This is a genomic window from Amycolatopsis sp. NPDC000009 (genome assembly GCF_055563465.1).
This window is the reverse complement of sequence record NZ_JBVHDI010000018.1, coordinates 84,571-102,671: the sequence shown is the minus strand read 5'-3', so window position 1 is coordinate 102,671 and position 18,101 is coordinate 84,571. Positions and strand designations below refer to the sequence as shown.

Annotated in this window: 13 protein-coding genes; 6 read left to right on the top strand and 7 right to left on the bottom strand. The window is 69.3% G+C overall.

Features of this window, described 5'->3' with window-relative positions; translation table 11 throughout:
* Window positions 1–391 precede the first annotated feature (391 nt).
* A complete protein-coding gene (locus tag ACZ3HL_RS34265) occupies window positions 392–3,262 on the bottom strand; it encodes a S8 family serine peptidase (RefSeq protein WP_465535500.1) in 2,871 nt (956 codons plus the stop codon).
* A gap of 213 nt (window positions 3,263–3,475) precedes the next feature.
* Window positions 3,476–5,038, bottom strand: a complete 1,563-nt coding sequence (locus ACZ3HL_RS34260; RefSeq protein ID WP_465412386.1) for a deoxyguanosinetriphosphate triphosphohydrolase family protein — start codon at window positions 5,036–5,038, stop codon at window positions 3,476–3,478.
* A gap of 43 nt (window positions 5,039–5,081) precedes the next feature.
* On the opposite strand from ACZ3HL_RS34260, the gene ACZ3HL_RS34255 reads away from it, so the two are divergent.
* Both ACZ3HL_RS34255 and ACZ3HL_RS34250 read left to right on the top strand, forming a co-directional pair.
* Window positions 5,082–6,209, top strand: a complete 1,128-nt coding sequence (locus ACZ3HL_RS34255) for a lycopene cyclase family protein (protein WP_465535430.1) — start codon at window positions 5,082–5,084, stop codon at window positions 6,207–6,209.
* A 72-nt stretch (window positions 6,210–6,281) separates the two neighbouring features.
* Window positions 6,282–7,964 (top strand): EAL domain-containing protein, encoded by a 1,683-nt coding sequence (locus ACZ3HL_RS34250; RefSeq protein WP_465535429.1) that lies wholly within the window; start codon window positions 6,282–6,284, stop codon window positions 7,962–7,964.
* Window positions 7,965–8,042: 78 nt separating this feature from the next.
* Here the strand turns inward: ACZ3HL_RS34250 and ACZ3HL_RS34245 are convergent, their stop codons facing one another.
* From ACZ3HL_RS34245 to ACZ3HL_RS34235, 3 genes are read right to left on the bottom strand one after another with little or no spacing between them, the layout of a single operon-like run.
* Window positions 8,043–9,203, bottom strand: a complete 1,161-nt coding sequence (locus tag ACZ3HL_RS34245; RefSeq protein WP_465535428.1) for a sulfotransferase family protein — start codon at window positions 9,201–9,203, stop codon at window positions 8,043–8,045.
* 10 nt (window positions 9,204–9,213) lie between these two features.
* Window positions 9,214–9,996 (bottom strand): SDR family oxidoreductase, encoded by a 783-nt coding sequence (locus ACZ3HL_RS34240; RefSeq protein WP_465535427.1) that lies wholly within the window; start codon window positions 9,994–9,996, stop codon window positions 9,214–9,216.
* Window positions 9,993–11,162, bottom strand: coding sequence for a hypothetical protein (locus ACZ3HL_RS34235; RefSeq protein ID WP_465535426.1), 1,170 nt, complete (start codon window positions 11,160–11,162; stop codon window positions 9,993–9,995). The genes ACZ3HL_RS34240 and ACZ3HL_RS34235 overlap by 4 nt, the downstream gene beginning before the upstream one ends.
* Before the next feature lie 87 nt (window positions 11,163–11,249).
* Here ACZ3HL_RS34235 and ACZ3HL_RS34230 point away from each other — a divergent pair, with 87 nt between their 5' ends.
* Complete coding sequence (locus ACZ3HL_RS34230; protein WP_465535425.1) at window positions 11,250–12,128, top strand: helix-turn-helix domain-containing protein; 879 nt, start codon at window positions 11,250–11,252, stop codon at window positions 12,126–12,128.
* A gap of 198 nt (window positions 12,129–12,326) precedes the next feature.
* On the opposite strand, the gene ACZ3HL_RS34225 is transcribed toward ACZ3HL_RS34230, so the two are convergent.
* Window positions 12,327–12,794, bottom strand: a complete 468-nt coding sequence (locus ACZ3HL_RS34225; protein ID WP_465535424.1) for a nuclear transport factor 2 family protein — start codon at window positions 12,792–12,794, stop codon at window positions 12,327–12,329.
* A 77-nt stretch (window positions 12,795–12,871) separates the two neighbouring features.
* Here ACZ3HL_RS34225 and cysD point away from each other — a divergent pair, with 77 nt between their 5' ends.
* From cysD to ACZ3HL_RS34210, 3 genes are all read left to right on the top strand, one after another.
* Window positions 12,872–13,780 carry a sulfate adenylyltransferase subunit CysD gene (cysD, locus tag ACZ3HL_RS34220; protein ID WP_465535423.1) on the top strand — a complete coding sequence of 303 codons (909 nt, stop codon included), beginning with the start codon at window positions 12,872–12,874 and terminating at the stop codon, window positions 13,778–13,780.
* Window positions 13,780–15,606 (top strand): adenylyl-sulfate kinase, encoded by a 1,827-nt coding sequence (cysC, locus tag ACZ3HL_RS34215; RefSeq protein WP_465535422.1) that lies wholly within the window; start codon window positions 13,780–13,782, stop codon window positions 15,604–15,606. The genes cysD and cysC overlap by 1 nt, the downstream gene beginning before the upstream one ends.
* Before the next feature lie 213 nt (window positions 15,607–15,819).
* Entirely contained in the window at window positions 15,820–16,977 is a 1,158-nt protein-coding gene (locus ACZ3HL_RS34210) for an IS30 family transposase (protein WP_465485040.1), read from the top strand.
* A 69-nt stretch (window positions 16,978–17,046) separates the two neighbouring features.
* Here ACZ3HL_RS34210 and ACZ3HL_RS34205 read toward each other — a convergent pair whose 3' ends face one another.
* Window positions 17,047–18,084, bottom strand: a complete 1,038-nt coding sequence (locus tag ACZ3HL_RS34205) for a serine hydrolase (RefSeq protein ID WP_465535421.1) — start codon at window positions 18,082–18,084, stop codon at window positions 17,047–17,049.
* Window positions 18,085–18,101 lie beyond the last annotated feature (17 nt).

The following is an 18,101-nucleotide window of genomic DNA, read 5'->3' as shown; positions in this document are numbered from 1 at the left end:
CGAGATCCGGGGGGTGCTGGGGCACTGATACAGTCGGCGCCGGCCAGCAGGCTTCGGTAGCGATGCTGCGAAAGCCACTTTCGCAACGTTGAAGGTTGCGAAAGTGGCTTTCGCAACACGCGCCGCGGCTGGGGCGAGTAAGCGTGACGCTCCCGATCGGCGGTGTCGAGAAAGCCACTTTCGGGACACCAGACGTCGCGAAAGTGGCTTTCGCGACACCACCCGACCCGCCTGGCAAGCCAGAAGGCCAGACGCGTGCGGGCGTTGCGAAAGCCACTTTCCCAACGTTGAAGGTTGCGAAAGTGGCTTTCGCAACACCAGCCACCACGTGAAGGCCCCCTTCCCTCGGCTGAGCCGAAAGAAGGGGGGCTTCACGCGCAAAACGAGAGGCCTAGACCGGCTTCACCGGTCCCCGGCCCACCGACTTCCCGACACCCGCCGGCCGTTCCGCCACCCCGGGCTGAACGAAACCGTTGATGTGCAAGGAGATCGAGCGGATCGACCCGGTGTCGCCACCGGCGACGTCCACCGCGGTGAACTTCCAGATGCCGTCGGCGACACCGGCGGCCAGGCCGCCGAGCGCCTGCGCCGGCTTGTAGGTGCCGGTGAACGGCGCGTTCGCCGCGCTCACCGAACTGAACGCGGCGGCCGCGGTGTCGGCGAAGACGACCTGGCACAGGTTGTTGCCCGAGCCACCGCTGCGCTGGAACACGGTCGCCTTCGCACCCGAGGGCGAGGTCAGCGTGCCGACCAGGTCACCGACGTACGAGTGATCGATACCCACCGTCGTCGAGGCCTGGTCGGCGTTGCAGGTCGCCCCGTCCACCGAGAACGTCAGCTTCGACGCGCGCCCGACCCCGCTCACCGTGATCGGCACGGTCACACCGGTCGGGTCGCTGTCCGGGATCGCCACGGCGTCACCGGCGTAGGCGAAGTTCTGCGCCACCGGCGACGGGGTACCGACCGGCAGCGAGAACGTGGACGTCGTCGGGGAGTACGAACCCGCGAAGGTCACGCGCGCGTTCAGCACCACCGGCACCCCGAGTTCCTGCGTGGCGGGAACGGTGATGGTGAAGTCGTTCACACCGGTCTGCCCGGGGCTGATCGTGCCGTACGACTTCGACCGCGGCGCCACCGTGACACCGGAGGTCGGGCTGGAGAGCACGACGCTGGTGGACGTCGCGGTGCCGTCGCCGCGGTTGGTCACCGGAAGGGTGACCTTGGCGGTGTCGCCCGGGTCGAGCGCGGAGCCGCCGTCGGCCGGGGTCACCGTCGGCCGGCCCGCGGACGCGAGCGGCTGCGGGCTGGCACCGGTGTAGGCGAGCACCTTGTCGGCGAGGATGACGCCCGCGCCGCTGGAGTTGTCGCGGCCCGGCGCCAGGATGTCGACGGCGGTGTTGATCAGCGCCTCGCGCACTTCGGCCGGGGGCAGCCCCGGGTTGCCCGAAAGCACCAGGCCCGCGATCGCGGCGGCGTGCGGCGCGGCGGCCGACGTGCCGTAGAACGTGGTGAAACCGGTGACGCTGGTGGAGACGCCGTCGGCCGCGGTGATGTCCGGTTTGGCGCGGACCTCGCCGCCGGTCGCGGACACGTCGCCAGGGGTGATCGGCGTGCCGTCGGCCTGGTAGAACATCCGCCGCGGACCGTCCGAAGTGAACCGTTCGACCTTCGTGGTCGCGCCGAAGGCACCGGGGAACGGGCCTGCCGGGTTGGCCGGGTCGCCCGGTTCGAGGGCTCGGGGGAACGCCTTGGCCGCCGGGGCCGCCGCGACGCTGAACGCGTCCCGCGCGGCCGAGTGGCCGACGGTCACGCCCGGGCTGGTGTAGGCCTTGAGGCCGTCGGCCGAGTCGGTGAACCGGCCGCGCAGCGCGGACAGCGAAAGGTAGCGGCCTTCACCGGAGAACTTGACGATGGCCAGGCGCAGGCCGGCGACACCCGTGGTGTCCACCCGTTCGTAAGCGTCCTGAGTGCCGGTCTGGACGTCCTGGCTGAAGTCGACGACGTTGCCCGCCGCGTTCAGCAGGTACAGGTCGTAGTCGTTGTTCGAGCGGCCCAGCGGGTCGGACCAGAACAACGTGACCGGCACCCGGCCCGACGCGTTCGAGATCGGCTGGAAGATCTGGTTGCCCGCGGCACCGGCGAAGTTGTGCGCGGTACCGGCGAATTTGCCGACGCCCTTGCCGGAGTCGACGAAGTCGCCTTCCCAGTGACCGGAAGTGCCGTCGGTGACGTTGCCTTCGTTACCGGCCGAGGAGAAGTACAGCGCGCCGTCGGCGGTCACGTCGTTCACGGCCTGGGCGATGATCCAGTCCTGGAACGGCGATTCCTTGAAGTACAGCACGTCGTCGACGATGACGTCGCAGCCCGCGTCGAACCGCAGTTTGCGGATGTTGTCGGCGAAGCTGGCGTCGGAGTTGAACGCACTGGCGAAGCCGAGCTCCGCGTTCGGCGCGAGATCGTGGATGATCTCGAGCATCGCGGTGCCCTCGTCGCCGTCGCCTTCCTGGCCGGGGATCACGTCGACGCCCGCCGGGAGTTCGCCGCGTGCCTGCGAGGTCGCGAGCGAGTCGATCCCGTCGGAGAGCGCGCAGATCTTCGTGCCCACGCCGGTGACGCCGAACTGCTGGCGCGCGGTGTCGGCGTTGTGCGCTCGATCGCCCTCGCTGTTGACCGGTCCGGCGGCGATACCCGGCTGTCCCTTGGCGTCGACGGCCTTCTTCAGCTCGTCCGCGATCCGGGCGGCCTTCTCTTCCTTGCTCTCCCGCTTGCCCGCGGCGGCGGGTTCGGCGAGCTGGCGGGCGGTGAACGCCTCGTTGGCGGTCTCGACCTTCTTGACGTCGGCGCGGGCCGCGATCGCCGGAACCGCGTTCAGCGGAACCTCGGCGCGCACGCTGCCGTACCGCTGCGACACCGCCCGAATCCCCGCACCGGATTCACGCAGTCCCTTGAGGAGTTCTTCCGAAACCTGGCCACGGATGTCCACGAGTACGGTGCCGGCCGCGGAGACATTCGCCCCAGACCCCAGTGCGGGAACCGCGGAAGCCGACATCCGCTGAGCGCGGAGTTTCTGTTCGACGAGCAGCCTGCTGTCCACTTTGGACTCGCCGGCGTTCTGGCTCTTCTTGATCGACTGCAGTGCCTCGATCTGCCGGACGGTGTTCGCCGAGAACGCGTCCGGGGATCCGCCGCTTTCCGCCGCCGCGCCGGGCGGGCTCACCAGGCCGAGCGCGGTGACGAGGGCAGCGGTGCCCGCGGTCAGGATCGTTCTTCTTCTCCTGCTAGAACGGGTTGGACGCACGTGCGCCTCCGATTCCTAGGCGCGTGCCCCGACTCACGCTGACCGACGCCGGCGATCACCGGCTCGATCAAGCTAAGTACCGGGCGCGCACCGGCGGCAGGAGCCGTTCGGGTGACGTCGGATGGATATTTTCCGGATTCGGCCGCAGGCCGTGGGCCGTTCAGGGTAATCGCGTCGCTACAGGACGAACGAGTCCGACCATGGCTGCGAAGCGCGGCCCGACAAGCCGTCCAAAAGGGTCACCGCCTGCTTGTCCGTCAGCGACGCCACGAAGTCGACGACCGCCCGCCCCCGCGCCAGGCCGCGTACCGCGTCGGCACCGGTGACCGGTTCCCCGGTCGCTCCGATGAGCAGTTCCGGCGACGTCCGCGCCAGCGCGGAGAACTCGGACTGGGCCAATTCCACCAAGTCGTGCAACCGTCGCGGGAGCCGGTAGAACTCGTCGCGATCGAGCAGCCACGCGTCGAGCGCGTCGACCAGCGTGGTCACCAGGCTCGCCTGTCCGCGCTGGTGCAGCGCCAGTTCCGGGCGCAGCAGCACGAACCGCCGGTGCACGAACTTCAGCACCTGCACCTCGTGCCACTGGGCGGGACGCAGTGTGAGATGCCCGGTTCGGGCCGACGGCGAAGCCACCACCTGGACACCGTCGACGAGCCGCGCGGTCCACTTCGCGGAGAAGGCGGCGGTGGCCTGCTCGGCCTCGATGGACCCGTCGAATCCGGTGGCGAGCAGGCCGTCGACGAGTTCGGCGCGGACGCGGGCGACGGCGCTGGTGAAGGCGTCGTCGTCGACGATCCAGCCGTCCTTGGCGTGCATCCGGCGCCGCAGCCGCTCCAGCGAACGGCCGGGCAGCCGCCGTTCCGCGGTCAAGGTCGCGTCGTCCAGCGCGGCCAGTTCCAGCGCGTGATCGACCCAGCCGGAGAACTCGGCGGCGACCGGAGCGTGCTGCAGGACCCCGATCCGGTGGAAGTCCTGGAGGTCGTGGATGGCGTAGGCGATGTCGTCGGCGGTATCCATCACGGACGCTTCGACGGTCTGCTGCCAGGGTTCGATCCGGCCGTCGAACGGGGCCCGCGCCTGGGTGAAGTCGTCGAGTTCGGTGCTGTAGGCGGAGAACTTGCTCGCACCGGTGCCGGGGGCGTCGGCGGGCTCGGCCGCGCCGCGCGGCTGGACGGGCATCGACGTCGGATGCGGGTCGGGCACGTGCAACCGCGCCCACGGGTACTTCAGCACCGCGGCGCGCACCGCCGTGGTGAGGTCGAGCCCGGAGGCGGACGGGCCGCGGACGTCGGTGGTGGTGATGATCCGGAACGACTGCGCGTTGCCTTCGAAACCATCGGCGAGGCCGAAGCGGTGGCGGGCGATGCGGTCCAGGGTCTGCTCGCCGAGATGCCCGAACGGCGGATGCCCCAGATCGTGCGCGAGCGAGGCGGCCTCGGCGACGTCCGGATCGCAGCCGCCCAGTTTCGCGGCGAGTTCGGCGGAATCGCTGCTCGCGTTGATCCGCTCGGCGATGGCGCGCGCGACCTGCGCGACCTTGAGACTGTGCGTGAGCCGGTTGTGCAGCAGCCCGGAACCGCCGGCGCTGACCACCTGCGTCACCCCGCCGAGCCGGGCGAAGAACGGCGACGCGGCGATCCGGTCCCGGTCGATCCGGAACGGGCTCGTGGCGAGGTCGGTGAACCCGGCGCTCTCGCTCTCCGGATCGCGCCGCCACGTCCTCGGGTCCGTCTGTTCCATGCGTGACACCGTATCCGTCGCGGTGGCGTGATGAGATGTCCAGGTGGCGGACGTGGTGATCGCGGGCGGCGGCCCGGCGGGGCGGGCGCTCGCGCGCGCCTGCGCCCGGCGCGGCCTGGAGACGGTCCTCGTCGACCCGGCGCCCGGCCGGCGCTGGCGGGCGACCTACGGGTTGTTCGCCGACGAACTGCCCGCGCTGCCCGGGAGCGCCGTCGCGTGCGCGCCTTCGACCACGCTCGCCTTCGGGACCAGCCGTCACCTCCTGGATCGGCGTTACCTGGTGATGGACAACGCCGGCCTGCGCCGGTGGCTCGACGGTGGCTACGACGTCGTCGCCGGGACCGTGTCCGGCGTGGACCACGGCGGGCAGGGTTCGTCGGTGCGCCTCGAAGACGGACGGACCCTCGCGACCGGCCTGTACGTCGACGCGTCCGGTGTCCGGCCGCGAGGCGACCGGTACGAACAGACGGCGTTCGGGGCCGTCCTCCCGGCCGAGGACGCGCTGCGACTGGTGGACGACCCAGACACCGTCGTGTTCATGGACTGGCGGGAGACCGAGTCCGGATTCCTGTACGTGCTGCCGCTCGGCGACGGGACCGTCCTGGTCGAGGAGACCTCGCTGGCCCGCAGGCCCGGCCTGCCGCTCGACGTCCTGGCGGCACGGCTGCGAGCCCGCCTGAAGGCCGTCGGGCTGACGTCGCGCGGGCGCGAAGAACGCGTGCGAATCGTGCTCGACGCCCCGGTGCCGCGACGCGGCCGGACCGTGCCGTTCGGGACCGCCGCCGCCCTGGTGCATCCGGCGACCGGGTACAGCGTCGCGACGTCGATCCGGCTCGCGGAACCGGTCGCCGACGCCGTGGTCCGGGCTTGGGATCGAGGACCCGCCGCGGTGGCGTCGGCCGCGCACCGGGCGCTGTGGCCGTCTTCGGCACGCGCCGTGCACGGATTGCGGAGGTACGGGTTGCGGGCGCTGTGCGGAATGCCGCCCGAACTGGTCCCGGTGTTCTTCGATCGGTTCTTCACCTTGCCCATCGCGCATCAGAGGGCGTTCACCAGCGGTCGCGAAGATGTCCCGGGCACCATCGAAGCGATGTCGGCGCTTTTCCGGATGTCACCATGGCCAGTGAGAAAACACCTGATCGGGTGGCCTGCGTTACGCCGTTCTAGGTAACCCGGGTGCCTTCACGATGAACATCAGTTGACACGTATTTCGTTTCGTGTCGCCAGCCGAGACCATGCGGTTGTGACGTTGCAGATCGCTGTCCGCTTCGCTTACCAGCCGTTGTACAGCCTGCACACCGGTGGCGTCGTCGCGTTCGAAGCGCTGGCACGGCCAGGCCGCGGCACCGCCCACGAACTGCTCGCCGACGCCCGGCGCAGCGGCAGGCTGGCCGAGGTCGACGTCGGCCTGGCCGCCGAGGCCGTCCGGCAACTGCGCGAACCGCAGGCCACCCTCCCCCTGCACCTGAACCTGTCCGCGCGAACAGTGGCGGCACCGCCGTCGCAGTTCGACCCGCTGACCGACGCGCTCAGCCTGGCGGGCCGCCGGACCAGGGACGTCGTGCTGGAGATCGGGCCGCCGTTCACGCAGATCCCCGCCGACCTGCTGCTCACCGGGATGCGCCGGCTCACCGAAGTCGGGTTCCGGCTCGCGCTCGACGGCCTCGGCCGCGGTGACCTCCCGCTCACGCTGCTCGCCTCGGCGCCCGTCGACCTGGTGAAACTGGACCGCAGCGTGTTACGCGGCCTGCCGCACGACCCGGCCGCCGTCGCGGTGGTCGAGGCGGTGCTGCATTTCGCGTCGCGCACGGACAACCGCCTGGTGGCGACCGGGCTCGAAACCACCGAGCAGCTGGAATCCGCGCGGCGGCTCGGCGTGCGGATCGCGCAGGGCAACCTGCTCGCCCCGCCGGACGGCGACCACGCGCCGCTGCCCGCGCCGGACGCGCCAGGGCCGTTCATCCCCGGCACCGCCCGCGCCCGCCGCGTCGGTGATTTCCTCCGGCCCGCGACCACGCTGCCGGAAGACGCGACCTGCGACGACGTGCGCGAGGTGCTGGCCGCCGCCGACGGGCCGAGCGGCATCGTCGGCATCGACGACCGGCACCGTCCACAGTGGTCGATCGACCGGACCCGGTTCCTGGTCGCGGTCACCGGGTTGTACGGCCACGCCCTGCACGCCAAACGGCCGGCTTCGCGGCTCGCCGACCGGCCGCACACGATCCACGCCGACGCGAGCGCGCTCGAATTCCTCGAACTGGTCACCGACGCGGACTGGGGCCGGACCGGCGACGACGTCGTGGTGGTCGACGACCGCGGCCGGTGTGTCGGCGTGGTACTGGTGAACGAGGTCGTCCGCGGGGTCGCGGAGGCGAAGGTCGAGGAGGCGGTCTCGCTGAGCCCGCTGACCCGCCTGCCCGGCAGCGACGCCGTCGCCAGGGACGTCGACCGCCGGATCAACGCGCGGGAGCCGTTCGTCGCGGCCTGGCTGGACGTCGACTCGTTCAAGACGGTCAACGACACCGCCGGGTTCGCCGCGGGCGACGACCTGATCCGCACGCTCGGCCGGACCCTCACCGACCTGGAGAACCGGCTGCGCCGGATGCGCGTCAGTCACGTCGGCGGGGACGACTTCCTGATCGCCTGCGACGTCGACGAGATCGGCACGGTCGCCGCCGCGCTGCTGGACACGGCGTGGTCGGCCGACGGGCTGCCGGTGACGGTTTCGCTCGCGACCCTGGTGTGCGGTACCGGCGCGATCCGGTCCTACAAGGACGCGTCCCGGCTCTTGGCGCCGCTGAAGAAGCAGGCCAAGGAGGTCCCTGGGTCGAGCTGGGTGCTCGGGCGGCCGGGTTCGGAGCGGGTCGAGGTCCTGCGCGGGATCACGACGCGCGGCCTCCCCTCGCAACGCGCCGCCGGATTCTGACCCCCTCTCCGCATTTCGTCCTCTGAATGCGGTCCTTGCGCGTGCAACGACCGCATTCAGAGGACGAAATGCGGGGGGTCAGAGGGCGTACGCGGCGCGGTAGGCCGAGAAGCGTTCGTCGACCTCGCCTGCGGTGAGCCCGAAGTCCGCGAGGTCGTACCGGTGCACGGGTTTCCTTTCCCCGGAACGGCTTTCGGCGTGCACCACGGTCATCGCGTCCCGGGCGGCGTCGCTCAGCGGCAGCCCGAAATACCGGTAGACGCCCTCGACCGTGCCGATCGGATCGGCGACGAAATCCTCGTACCGGACATCGCAGAACTGCGCCGGATCGTGCCGTTTCCTGGCCTCCAGCGACTTTTCGGCACCACGCGCCCACAGGTCCAGCTGGCTGCGGCCGATCACGTCGCCGCGGAAGACGTCGGACCAGCCCGCCGAAGCCTGCTCGTTCAAACTGCACACCGACGCGACGATCGTGCTCGGCGCGCGATGGGTCTGGACGATCAGCGCGTCCGGATAGACCTCCAGCAGCGCGTCGAGCGCGAAGAGATGGCTCGGGTTCTTCAGCACCCAGCGGCGCCCGGCGTCGGGCAGGCCGATGAGCTGCAGGTTGCGCCGATGCCGGCGATAGGCGTCGGTCCAGCTCTGCCCGTCCAGCCAGCGCGAGTACGAGGGCACGTGCGCGAGGCATTCATAGGACACGGATTTCAGCGACTGCCGCAGGAGCTGCCAGCATTCCTCGACCTGATCGGCGGACATGTGGTGCAGGCCCATGAACTCGGGATGTTCGACGTGATGTTTCTCGTAGCCCGCCTGGATCCCTTGGAAGACCGGGTTCTCCGCCCAGGTCTCGCGGGGCGGACGCGGTTGCGGCACTTCGGTCAGCCAGACTTCCAGCCCCTGGTGCGCCGGGTCCTCGGTGAGCAGCCGGTGCAAAGCCGTGGTCCCCGTGCGCGGCAGACCGGTGACGAAGATGGGCCGCTCGACGGGAACGCCGGCGTAGTCCGGATTCTGCTTCCACGAGGCCTCGCTCAACGACCTCGCCACCAGCGCACCGCGCAGGAACGCGCGATGGATCTTGTTGCCATACGGGGTCAAACCCGCCTCGCCGGCATACGAATCCAGCAGCACGCGGAGACCTTCGAGATGGTCCTCACCGCCGAAATCGTCCAGCCCGGTGAGTTTCGCCGCCGACGCGTGCAGATCCTCCACGGTGCCGACGTTTTCCCGCCCTGGCAGCATGTTCTCCCTCTCAGTGGTGGTATTCGCCGGCGTTGACGTCGAGGCACTGGCCGGTGACGCACCGGGCGAGCGACGAGGCCAGGAACACGACGGTGTCGGCGATCTCGTCCGGTTCCGGCAGGCGGCGCAGGTCGATCGTCTCCGCCGTCTCGGCGTACACCTGCTCCGGCGGCACCCCGCGTTCCTTGGCCAGGTAAGCGAAATACCATTTCAGCGAGTCCGCCCAGATGTAGCCGGGCGCCACGGAGTTGACCCGGATCCCGCGCGGCCCGAGTTCCGAGGCGAGGCTCTGGGCGAGCGCGAGCAAGCTCGCCTTCGCCATCTTGTACGCGCCGAATGTCCGCCGGGAATGCCGCAGCACGGCCGAATTGATCATCACCACCGAACCGCCGCTCTCGGCGAGCGCGGGCGTGAACAGGCGAGTGAGCCGAAGCGCGGCGAGCACGTTGGTCTCGAAGCCCGCCCGCACGTCGGCGAGGTCGACGTCGGCGAGATCCATGATCGGCGGGATGGCGAAAGCGTTGTTCACCAAGGCGTCCACCCGGCCGAACGTTTCCAGCGCGGCCTCGGTGAGGTTCACCGCCGAAGCGTCGTCGGTGATGTCGGTGGGCACGGCGACGGCGCGGCGACCGAGCGCGTCGACTTCCTTGGCGACCTCGGCGAGCCGGGATTCGGTGCGGGCGGCGAGGACGACGTCCGCCCCGGCCGCGGCACAGCGGACGGCGATCGACCGGCCGAGCCCCGGCCCGACACCGGAGACCACGACCACCTTGTCCCGTAAGAGATCCGTCATCCCAGCATCCTCGCCGCGACCGCCTGTTGCCGGGCCGAGATCCGGTTTGTCCACTCTTGCGGGGTCACGCGCGCCTCGTCGTAGAAGGGCAACCGGTCGGCGAGTTCGCCGAACTTCACCACCTCGACCTCGGGCCCGTCGGCCTTCTCCAGTGCGCGTGACAGGCGCTGCCACCGGATCTGGACGTAGCCGCGGTCGTGGCCGGTGCGTTCGAGCCAGTTCGCCAGGCCGGGGTCGCGTTCGCTGATCACGAAGCGGATCTTGCCGTCCGGGTCGACCCGCGCCTGGTCGGCGGTGAGGCTCGTCTGATGATTGATGTAGTCCAGCGAGAGATACCAGACGCTGCCGAGCTGGATGCCCTGATACGGCGCGTCCGAGCGCGGCACCGTCACGATCATGACCTCTTCGTCGCCGAGTTCGTAGTGCCCGGCCGACGAGTACTGCGTGGTCAGGCCGCCCGGCGTGGGCCGCGGCTCGGTCATCGTGTTCACCGGCAGGTTCAGGTAGAACCACTTCGGGAAGGCGAGGAAGGTGCGGAGCCTGCTCAGCAGGATCTTGCCGGTCACGCCGTAGCGTTTGGCCAGCCCGTCGCGGGTGAGCGGCGCGGGCGCGCCACCCGCGGTGTCGGCGCACTGGATCTGGATCGTCCCTCGGCGTTCGGCGGCCCAGTCGCTGTAGACCTCACGCACCACGAGCATCGACGAACCCGGGCCGAGCACGAAATAGTTGGGGCCGGGGTCGGGTTTCGCCGGCCCGAAGCGGAGTTCGAACGAGCCGTCCCCGGCGATCTCGATCTCGCGGTCGTCGAAGGCGGCGAGGCTGTCCGGCACCTCGACGGGCGAGTAGTCGCCGTTGAGGATCTGGAAACTGACGTCGGCCGTGCTCCCCCGCGTCCCGGTGACGACGTATTCGCGGTCCTCGCGGATGTTCGCGTTGAAGTACAGCGTGTCCGGGTTGTCCAGGCCCATCTTCGTGTACGGCCCGGTGGACTGGGTGAAGAACGGATGGTCCCGTTCGTAGGCCCACGCCATCTGCAAGGACGCGCGGATGCTGCCCGCGAGGTAGTCGTACCCCTCGACCAGATCCTGCTCGGTCCGGATGTGCGGCGCCTCCGCGATGATCTTCTCGGCTTCGACGATCGCGTCCGCGAACGGTTGAGTGAGCACCGGCGACTCCTCATACTGGTACAAATACGTACCGGCTTGGTACGTTCTTCGTGCCATCAGACTAGAACGCGTTCTAAGGATGGGTCAATGACCCGGCGCTCCCCGCCCACCGAGCGAGTCGTGCGGCTCCTCGACTTCTTCGCGGCGCACCCAGGCCGTCGCTTCGGCCTTTCAGAACTCGCCCGCGAGCTGGACCTGGCGAAACCGACCTGCCTCGGCATCGTCACCGAGCTGACGGCGGGCGGCTACCTGGTCCGCGACCCTCAGCCGGTCACCTACCGGCTGGGGCCCGCGATGGTCGCCGCCGGCCGCGTCGCCGGCGAGGGATTCGGCGCGAGCGAGGTCGCGCGACGGCATCTGGAGGAGCTCAGCAGGCGATACGGCGCCACGTGCACGGCGTCGGCCGTGGTCGGCGACCGGATCCTGATGCTGCAGAGCGCCGGTCCCGGCCGGATCAAACTGGGCGAGACCTATCCGTTCGCGCCGCCGGTCGGCCTGATGTACGTGCTGTGGGATTCCGACGCGGCGTTCGACGCGTGGCTCGCCAAACCGCCGACGGTGCCGGTGCGGCTGGACGAAGCGCACCTGCGCCGCGTCGTCGCCGAATGCCGGGAGCACGGGTACCTGGTGGAGAGCCTGACCACCGCGGGCCGCCGGCTCTACGCGCTGATGGCGGGCGTCGGCGCGGAGGAACTGCCGCCGGAAGTGCGGGGCCTGGTGGGAGAACTCGTGTCGAGCCTCGGCGAACGCGTCTACCTCGGTGCCGATCTGGAGCCGCGCCGCAAGCACGCGGTGAGCCTCCTCGCCGCACCGACGTTCGACGCTTCGGGACGGCAAGAGCTCGTGCTCACGCTTTCGGTCGGCGAACCGATCACCGGCGCGGAAATCGCGCGGCGGGGCGCGGCGCTGGCCGCCACCGCCGACGCCGTCACCGCCGAATCCGGGGGCCGCCACCCCCGCGTTTAGTCCTCTGAATGCGATAGTTGCACACGCAAGGACCGCATTACGCCGGCGCTTGGCGTCCCCAAGCCCCGCGCCCTGCCGCATTTAGAGGACTAAACGCGAGCGTCCCGAAGGGCACCTTCAGGGGGTACAACGTCTCAAAGGTGCCCTTCGGGACAGGCGAGCCCGCGCCCACCGCCGCATTCAGAGGACTAAACGCGGTCAGGAAGACCAGCGGTTCGCGGTCAGCTTCAGGCTCGGCACGTCGTCCATCGACATCATCGTTTCGTACAGCCGGTCGTACTGGGTCGAGGCGGTCAGCCATACGCCGTCCACCCGCCGGTAGGTGTCCTCGTAGAACGCCGCGCCCTCGATGATCACCCGGTGCTCGGGCACGATCACCTTGTCCCGCATCAGCCAGGTGCCCGTCGCGGTGTCGCCGTCGACGTCGATCTCCGGCTGCCCGGCGAAGTGCACCGTCGTGACGCCGGGGCCGACGGCGTTCCGAAAGAACTCGACGATCGCTTCGCGGCTTTCGAAGGTCAGCGGTTTGCCGTACGACGGCGTGCCGTAGCGCGCGTGCGCGTCGGCGGTCAGGGTCCCGGCCATCTCGTCCCACAGCTTGAGGTCGAGGCAGCGGAGGTAGCGGGCTTTGAGGCGACGGATCTCTTCGAGCGCGACCAGGTCCATGCCGACAGCGTCCCCCAGCCCTTGACCAAGCACAAGAACTTGTTCTACTTTTCTGATCTCGAACCACGGAGGTCACGATGGCGTCCCCGGCATACGAGCTCACCCACCTCGAAGCACTGGAAGCCGAAGCCGTGCACATCTTCCGCGAGGTCGCGGCGACCTTCGAACGGCCGGTGCTGCTGTTCTCCGGCGGCAAGGACTCGATGGTGATGCTCCACGTGGCGGCCAAGGCGTTCTGGCCGTCGCCGCCGCCGTTCCCGGTGATGCACGTCGACACCGGGCACAACTTCGACGAGGTCATCGCGTTCCGTGACCGCACCGTCGACAGGTACGGGCTCAGACTCGTCATCTCCAGCGTCCAGGACGACATCGACGCGGGCCGGGTCGTCGAAGACCCGAAGGCCGGCCGCAACCGTCTCCAGACCGCCGCCCTGCTCCGGGGCATCCGCGAACATTCCTTCGACGCCGTGTTCGGCGGAGCGCGGCGTGACGAGGAGAAGGCCCGCGCGAAGGAGCGCGTATTCAGCTTCCGCGACGAGTTCGGCCAGTGGGACCCGCGCAATCAGCGGCCGGAGCTCTGGGACCTCTACAACGGCAGGCACCGCAAGGGCGAGCACATCCGCGTCTTCCCGCTGTCGAACTGGACCGAACTCGACATCTGGCAGTACATCGAAGCCGAGCACGTCGACCTGCCGTCGATCTACTACTCGCATCGGCGCCCGGTCGTCCAGCGGGACGGCATGCTGCTCGCGCACACCCGGTTCCTCACCCTGAACGAAGGCGAAAGTCCTTACGAGGCGACGGTTCGCTTCCGGACCGTCGGCGACGCGACCTGCACCGGCTGCGTCGAGTCGACGGCGACGTCGCCGGGTGAGGTGGTCGCCGAGGTGGCGGTCAGCAGGCTCACCGAACGCGGCGCCACCCGCGCCGACGACCGGATCTCCGAGGCGGGTATGGAAGACCGGAAGAAGGAAGGCTACTTCTGATGAGCGCTTCGCTGGTCCGCCTCGCGACCGCGGGCAGTGTCGACGACGGGAAGTCGACCCTGATCGGCCGTCTGCTGTTCGATTCGAAGACGGTGTTCACCGACCAGCTCGAAGCCATCGAACGTGCCGGCCGCGACCGCGGCGAGGCGTACCCGAACCTCGCACTGCTCACCGACGGCCTCCGCGCGGAACGCGAGCAAGGCATCACCATCGACGTCGCCCACCGCTACTTCGCCACGCCCCGGCGGAAGTTCATCATCGCCGACACGCCGGGGCATGTGCAGTACACCCGGAACATGGTCACCGGCGCGTCCACCGCGGATCTCGCGCTGATCCTCATCGACGCCCGCAAGGGCTTGCTCGAACAGTCGCGGCGGCACGCGTTCCTGGCGAGCCTGCTGGGCATCCCGCATCTGGTGTTGTGCGTCAACAAGATGGACCTGGTCGGCTGGTCTCAGGAACGCTTCGAAGAGATCCGCGAGGACTTCCGCCGCTTCGCCATGAAACTCCAGGTGCACGACCTCACCTTCGTGCCGATGTCGGCGCTGCACGGCGACAACGTCGTGCACCGGGGCGCCAGTATGCCTTGGTACGAAGGGACTTCCCTGCTGCACCATCTCGAACAGGTGCATATCGCCTCGGATCGTAACCTCATCGACGCGCGATTCCCCGTGCAGTACGTGATCCGGGAGCACAGCCGCGACTTCCGCGGCTACGCGGGCACAGTCGCGGGAGGGGTGTTCAAACCCGGTGACGAGGTCGCCGTGCTGCCGTCCGGTTTCACCACGACGGTGCGCGCGATCTGGGGTCCGGGTGGCACCACGGTCACCGAAGCCTTCGCCTCGCAGGCCGTCACGATCGAACTCGAAGACGACCTCGACCTCGGCCGCGGCGATCTGATCTGCCGCCCCGGCAACCGGCCCCACACCAGCCGGGACGTCGACGCGATGGTGTGCTGGTTCTCCGAACAAGGAGCTTTGAAGACGGGGGACGGCTTCCTCGTGCGGCACACCACCAGGGAGACCAAGGCCGAGATCCGCGATCTGGACTACCGGCTCGACGTCACCACCCTGCACCGCGACGAGACCGCGAAATCGTTGTCCCTCAACGAAATCGGCCGGATCCGGCTTCGCGCGCGACAACCGCTGTTCTTCGATTCCTACCGCCGCAACCGCTCCACCGGCGGCTTCCTCCTCGTCGACGAGCACTCCGGGGCGACGGTCGCGGCGGGCATGATCACCGGCCCGAGCGTGACCGCGTCGAACGTCGTCTGGCACACCGCCGCGGTCAGCAGGGCGGAACGGGCGACACGCGGGCTCACCGTCTGGCTCACCGGGCTTTCCGCGTCCGGGAAGTCGAGTGTGGCCGTGGAGCTGGAGCGCCGGCTGGTCGCGTCCGGCAGGCCCGCGTACCTGCTGGACGGCGACAACCTCCGGCACGGGCTGAACGGGAATCTCGGCTTCGGCCCCGCCGATCGCGCCGAGAACGTCCGTCGCGTCGCCGAGGTCGCGAAACTGTTCGCCGACGCCGGTGTGGTGTCGGTGGTCTCCCTGATCAGCCCGTACCGCGCCGACCGCGAACTCGCCCGCGCCGCGCACGAGGCGGCCGGGCTGCCGTTCCTCGAAGTCTTCGTCGACACCCCGCTCGAAGTCTGCGAAGACCGCGATCCCAAGGGGATGTACGCGAAGGCGCGGGCGGGCGAGATCAGCGGGTTCACCGGGGTCGACGCTCCCTACGAGCAGCCGGAGAGCCCGGATCTGGTGCTGCGCCCGGACAACGGCGACCCGGCCGCGATGGCCGCGCTGATCCTCGCCGCTCTGGAGTAGCTGAACTCATGGTGGCCTGTTGAGGGATGAGGCGTGTTGCGAAAGCCACTTTCGCAACCTTCAACGTTGTGAAAGTGGCTTTCGCAACGTCCTCGGGGGCGGGCGGTCGGCAGAATGGGGTCATGTCGTGAAAGCCACTTTCGCGACGTCTGATGTCCCGAAAGTGGGGCGGATTCATGGGGTCGTTGCAACATCCTTCGTGAGCTGGGAGTTGTGGTGGCTGGTGGGTTGGTGTTGCCGCGTGTGGTGCGGGTGCGGTTCTGGGATGCGGTGCGGGCGGGGTGTCTGCCCAAGCCTGCCGCCCGTTTGGTGGATGTGTCGCACGAGACCGGGCGGCGGTGGTTCGCGCAGGCTGGCGGGGTGATCGGGAACGCACCTGGCTCGTTGGGCGAGCGCTATCTGAGTTTGGCTGAGCGGGAGGAGATTTCTCGTGGTCTGTCCGGGGATCTCTCGTATCGGGAGATCGCTCGGCAGCTGGGCAGGGCCCCGTCGACGATCAGCCGGGAGGTGACGAACAATGGTGGCCGGGGCGGGTATCGAGCGCATCGGGCGGAGTCGGCGGCGCGGGATCGGGCCCGGCGGCCGAAGACCGCGAAGCTGGCCGAGGCCGGTAATCGCGAGTTGCGGGATCATGTGCAGGCGCGGTTGCTGCAGGAGTGGTCTCCGGGGCAGATCACAGCCAGGCTGGCGATGGAGTTCCCCGACCGGCCGGAGATGCGAGTGTCACACGAGACGATCTACCAGTCCTTGTATGTGCAGAGCCGGGGAGCGCTGCGCCGCGAGCTCACCGCGTGTTTGCGGACAGGACGGGCGCTGCGCCGCCCGCGCAAGCAAGCACAGGCACGACGGTCACGGATCCCTGACCTCGTCGAGATCAGCGAACGGCCGGCCGAAGCCGAGGACCGGGCAGTCCCGGGGCATTGGGAAGGCGACCTGATCACCGGTGCCGGTAACAAGTCCGCGATCGGCACCCTCGTGGAACGCTCCACTCGGTTCGTCATACTGCTGCACCTGCCCCACGGCCACGACGCGATCCAGGTCCGGGACGCGATGATCGACGCGATCCAGACCCTCCCGCACCAGTTGCGGCGGTCACTGACCTGGGACCGGGGCAACGAGATGGCCCGTCACGCCGACATCACCCTCGCCACCGACCTGGCCATCTACTTCTGCGACCCGCACTCCCCATGGCAACGCGGGACGAACGAGAACACCAACGGCCTGCTTCGCCAGTACTTCCCCAAAGGGACCAACCTGCACCAGCACACCGCAGAACACCTCACCGCAGTCGCCGCACGACTCAACAGCCGCCCCCGCAAAACACTGGACTGGCACACCCCACTCGAAAAACTCACCACGCTACTGTCCTAAACAGAGCACGTTGCGACCACCGCATGAATCCGCCTGGCTTTCACGACATGAGCGCCGACCCCGCCTCCTTCAGCCGCCGTTGGTCGCCCGATACGGAGCGGTCGCGTAGGTGCGGGCGGTGACGGCCGTCAGCTTCTCGACCGAACGGAACATCGTCTTCCCGAGCTTCGCCCGCGCCTTCAACGCCGGATGCGTCGCGGCGTAGTCGTCCTTGTTCACCGCCGGATCGCCCGCGAACTCACCGGAGGCGAACAGCGAATAGGTCAGGACCGGCTTGCCGTCCGCGCTGAACATCACCCCGGCCTCGTTGCGGCCGTCGTTGAACCAACCGGCCTTCGTGGCGACCCGCAGCCGCTCGGCCGAGGTCAGGCCGAGCCGGACGCCGTCGGTGAACGCGCTCAGCGAACGCAGGATGTTCAGCAGGTACTCGGTGGACTTCGCCGAAAGCAGCGTCCCCCCGACCAGTTTCCGCAGCAGCGTATGCGTTTCGGCCGGGGTCGTCTTGCCGAGGAAGAACCGGTTCGGGTTCGCCACCGGAACGACCTGGGTGTGCACGAATCCCTTGCCGCGCAGGATCTCGTTGAGCTCCGCGGCCGGGCAGACCAGGCCGCACAAGCGGACGGCCGTGTTGTCCGACAGCGTCAGCAGCGCGGCCATCGCGTGCCCGAGCGTCACCGAACTCGGGTACGCGCCGTCGAGGGCGAAGATGCCGTCGGTGTCCTTGATGACGATGTCGGCCGTGACCTCGACGCGCTGGTCCAAAGTGAGCAGCCCGCGGTCGATCTTGTCGAGCACCGCGGTGGCGACGGCGATCTTGTTGACGCTGTACGCCTCGACCACCTCGCCGGCCCGCTCGGACACGGCGGGCACGAGGTTCCCGGCGGCGTCCGCGACACTGACGTAGGCCGACCAGGTGCCGCCCGCCTTCGCGGTTTCCCGGCCGTATACCGCGGAAATCCGGCGCGCGGCGGCCGAAGCGTCGGCGGCGGGAGTGTCTGATTCGGACTCTTCGGCGGCCTGAGCGAGCTGTGCCGTCCCGAGCACCGCGCCCGCGGCGGCGACCGTGCCCAGCCCCAGCAGGCGACGGCGATTGACGTTGTTGTCCACTCCGGAACCCTACCGCG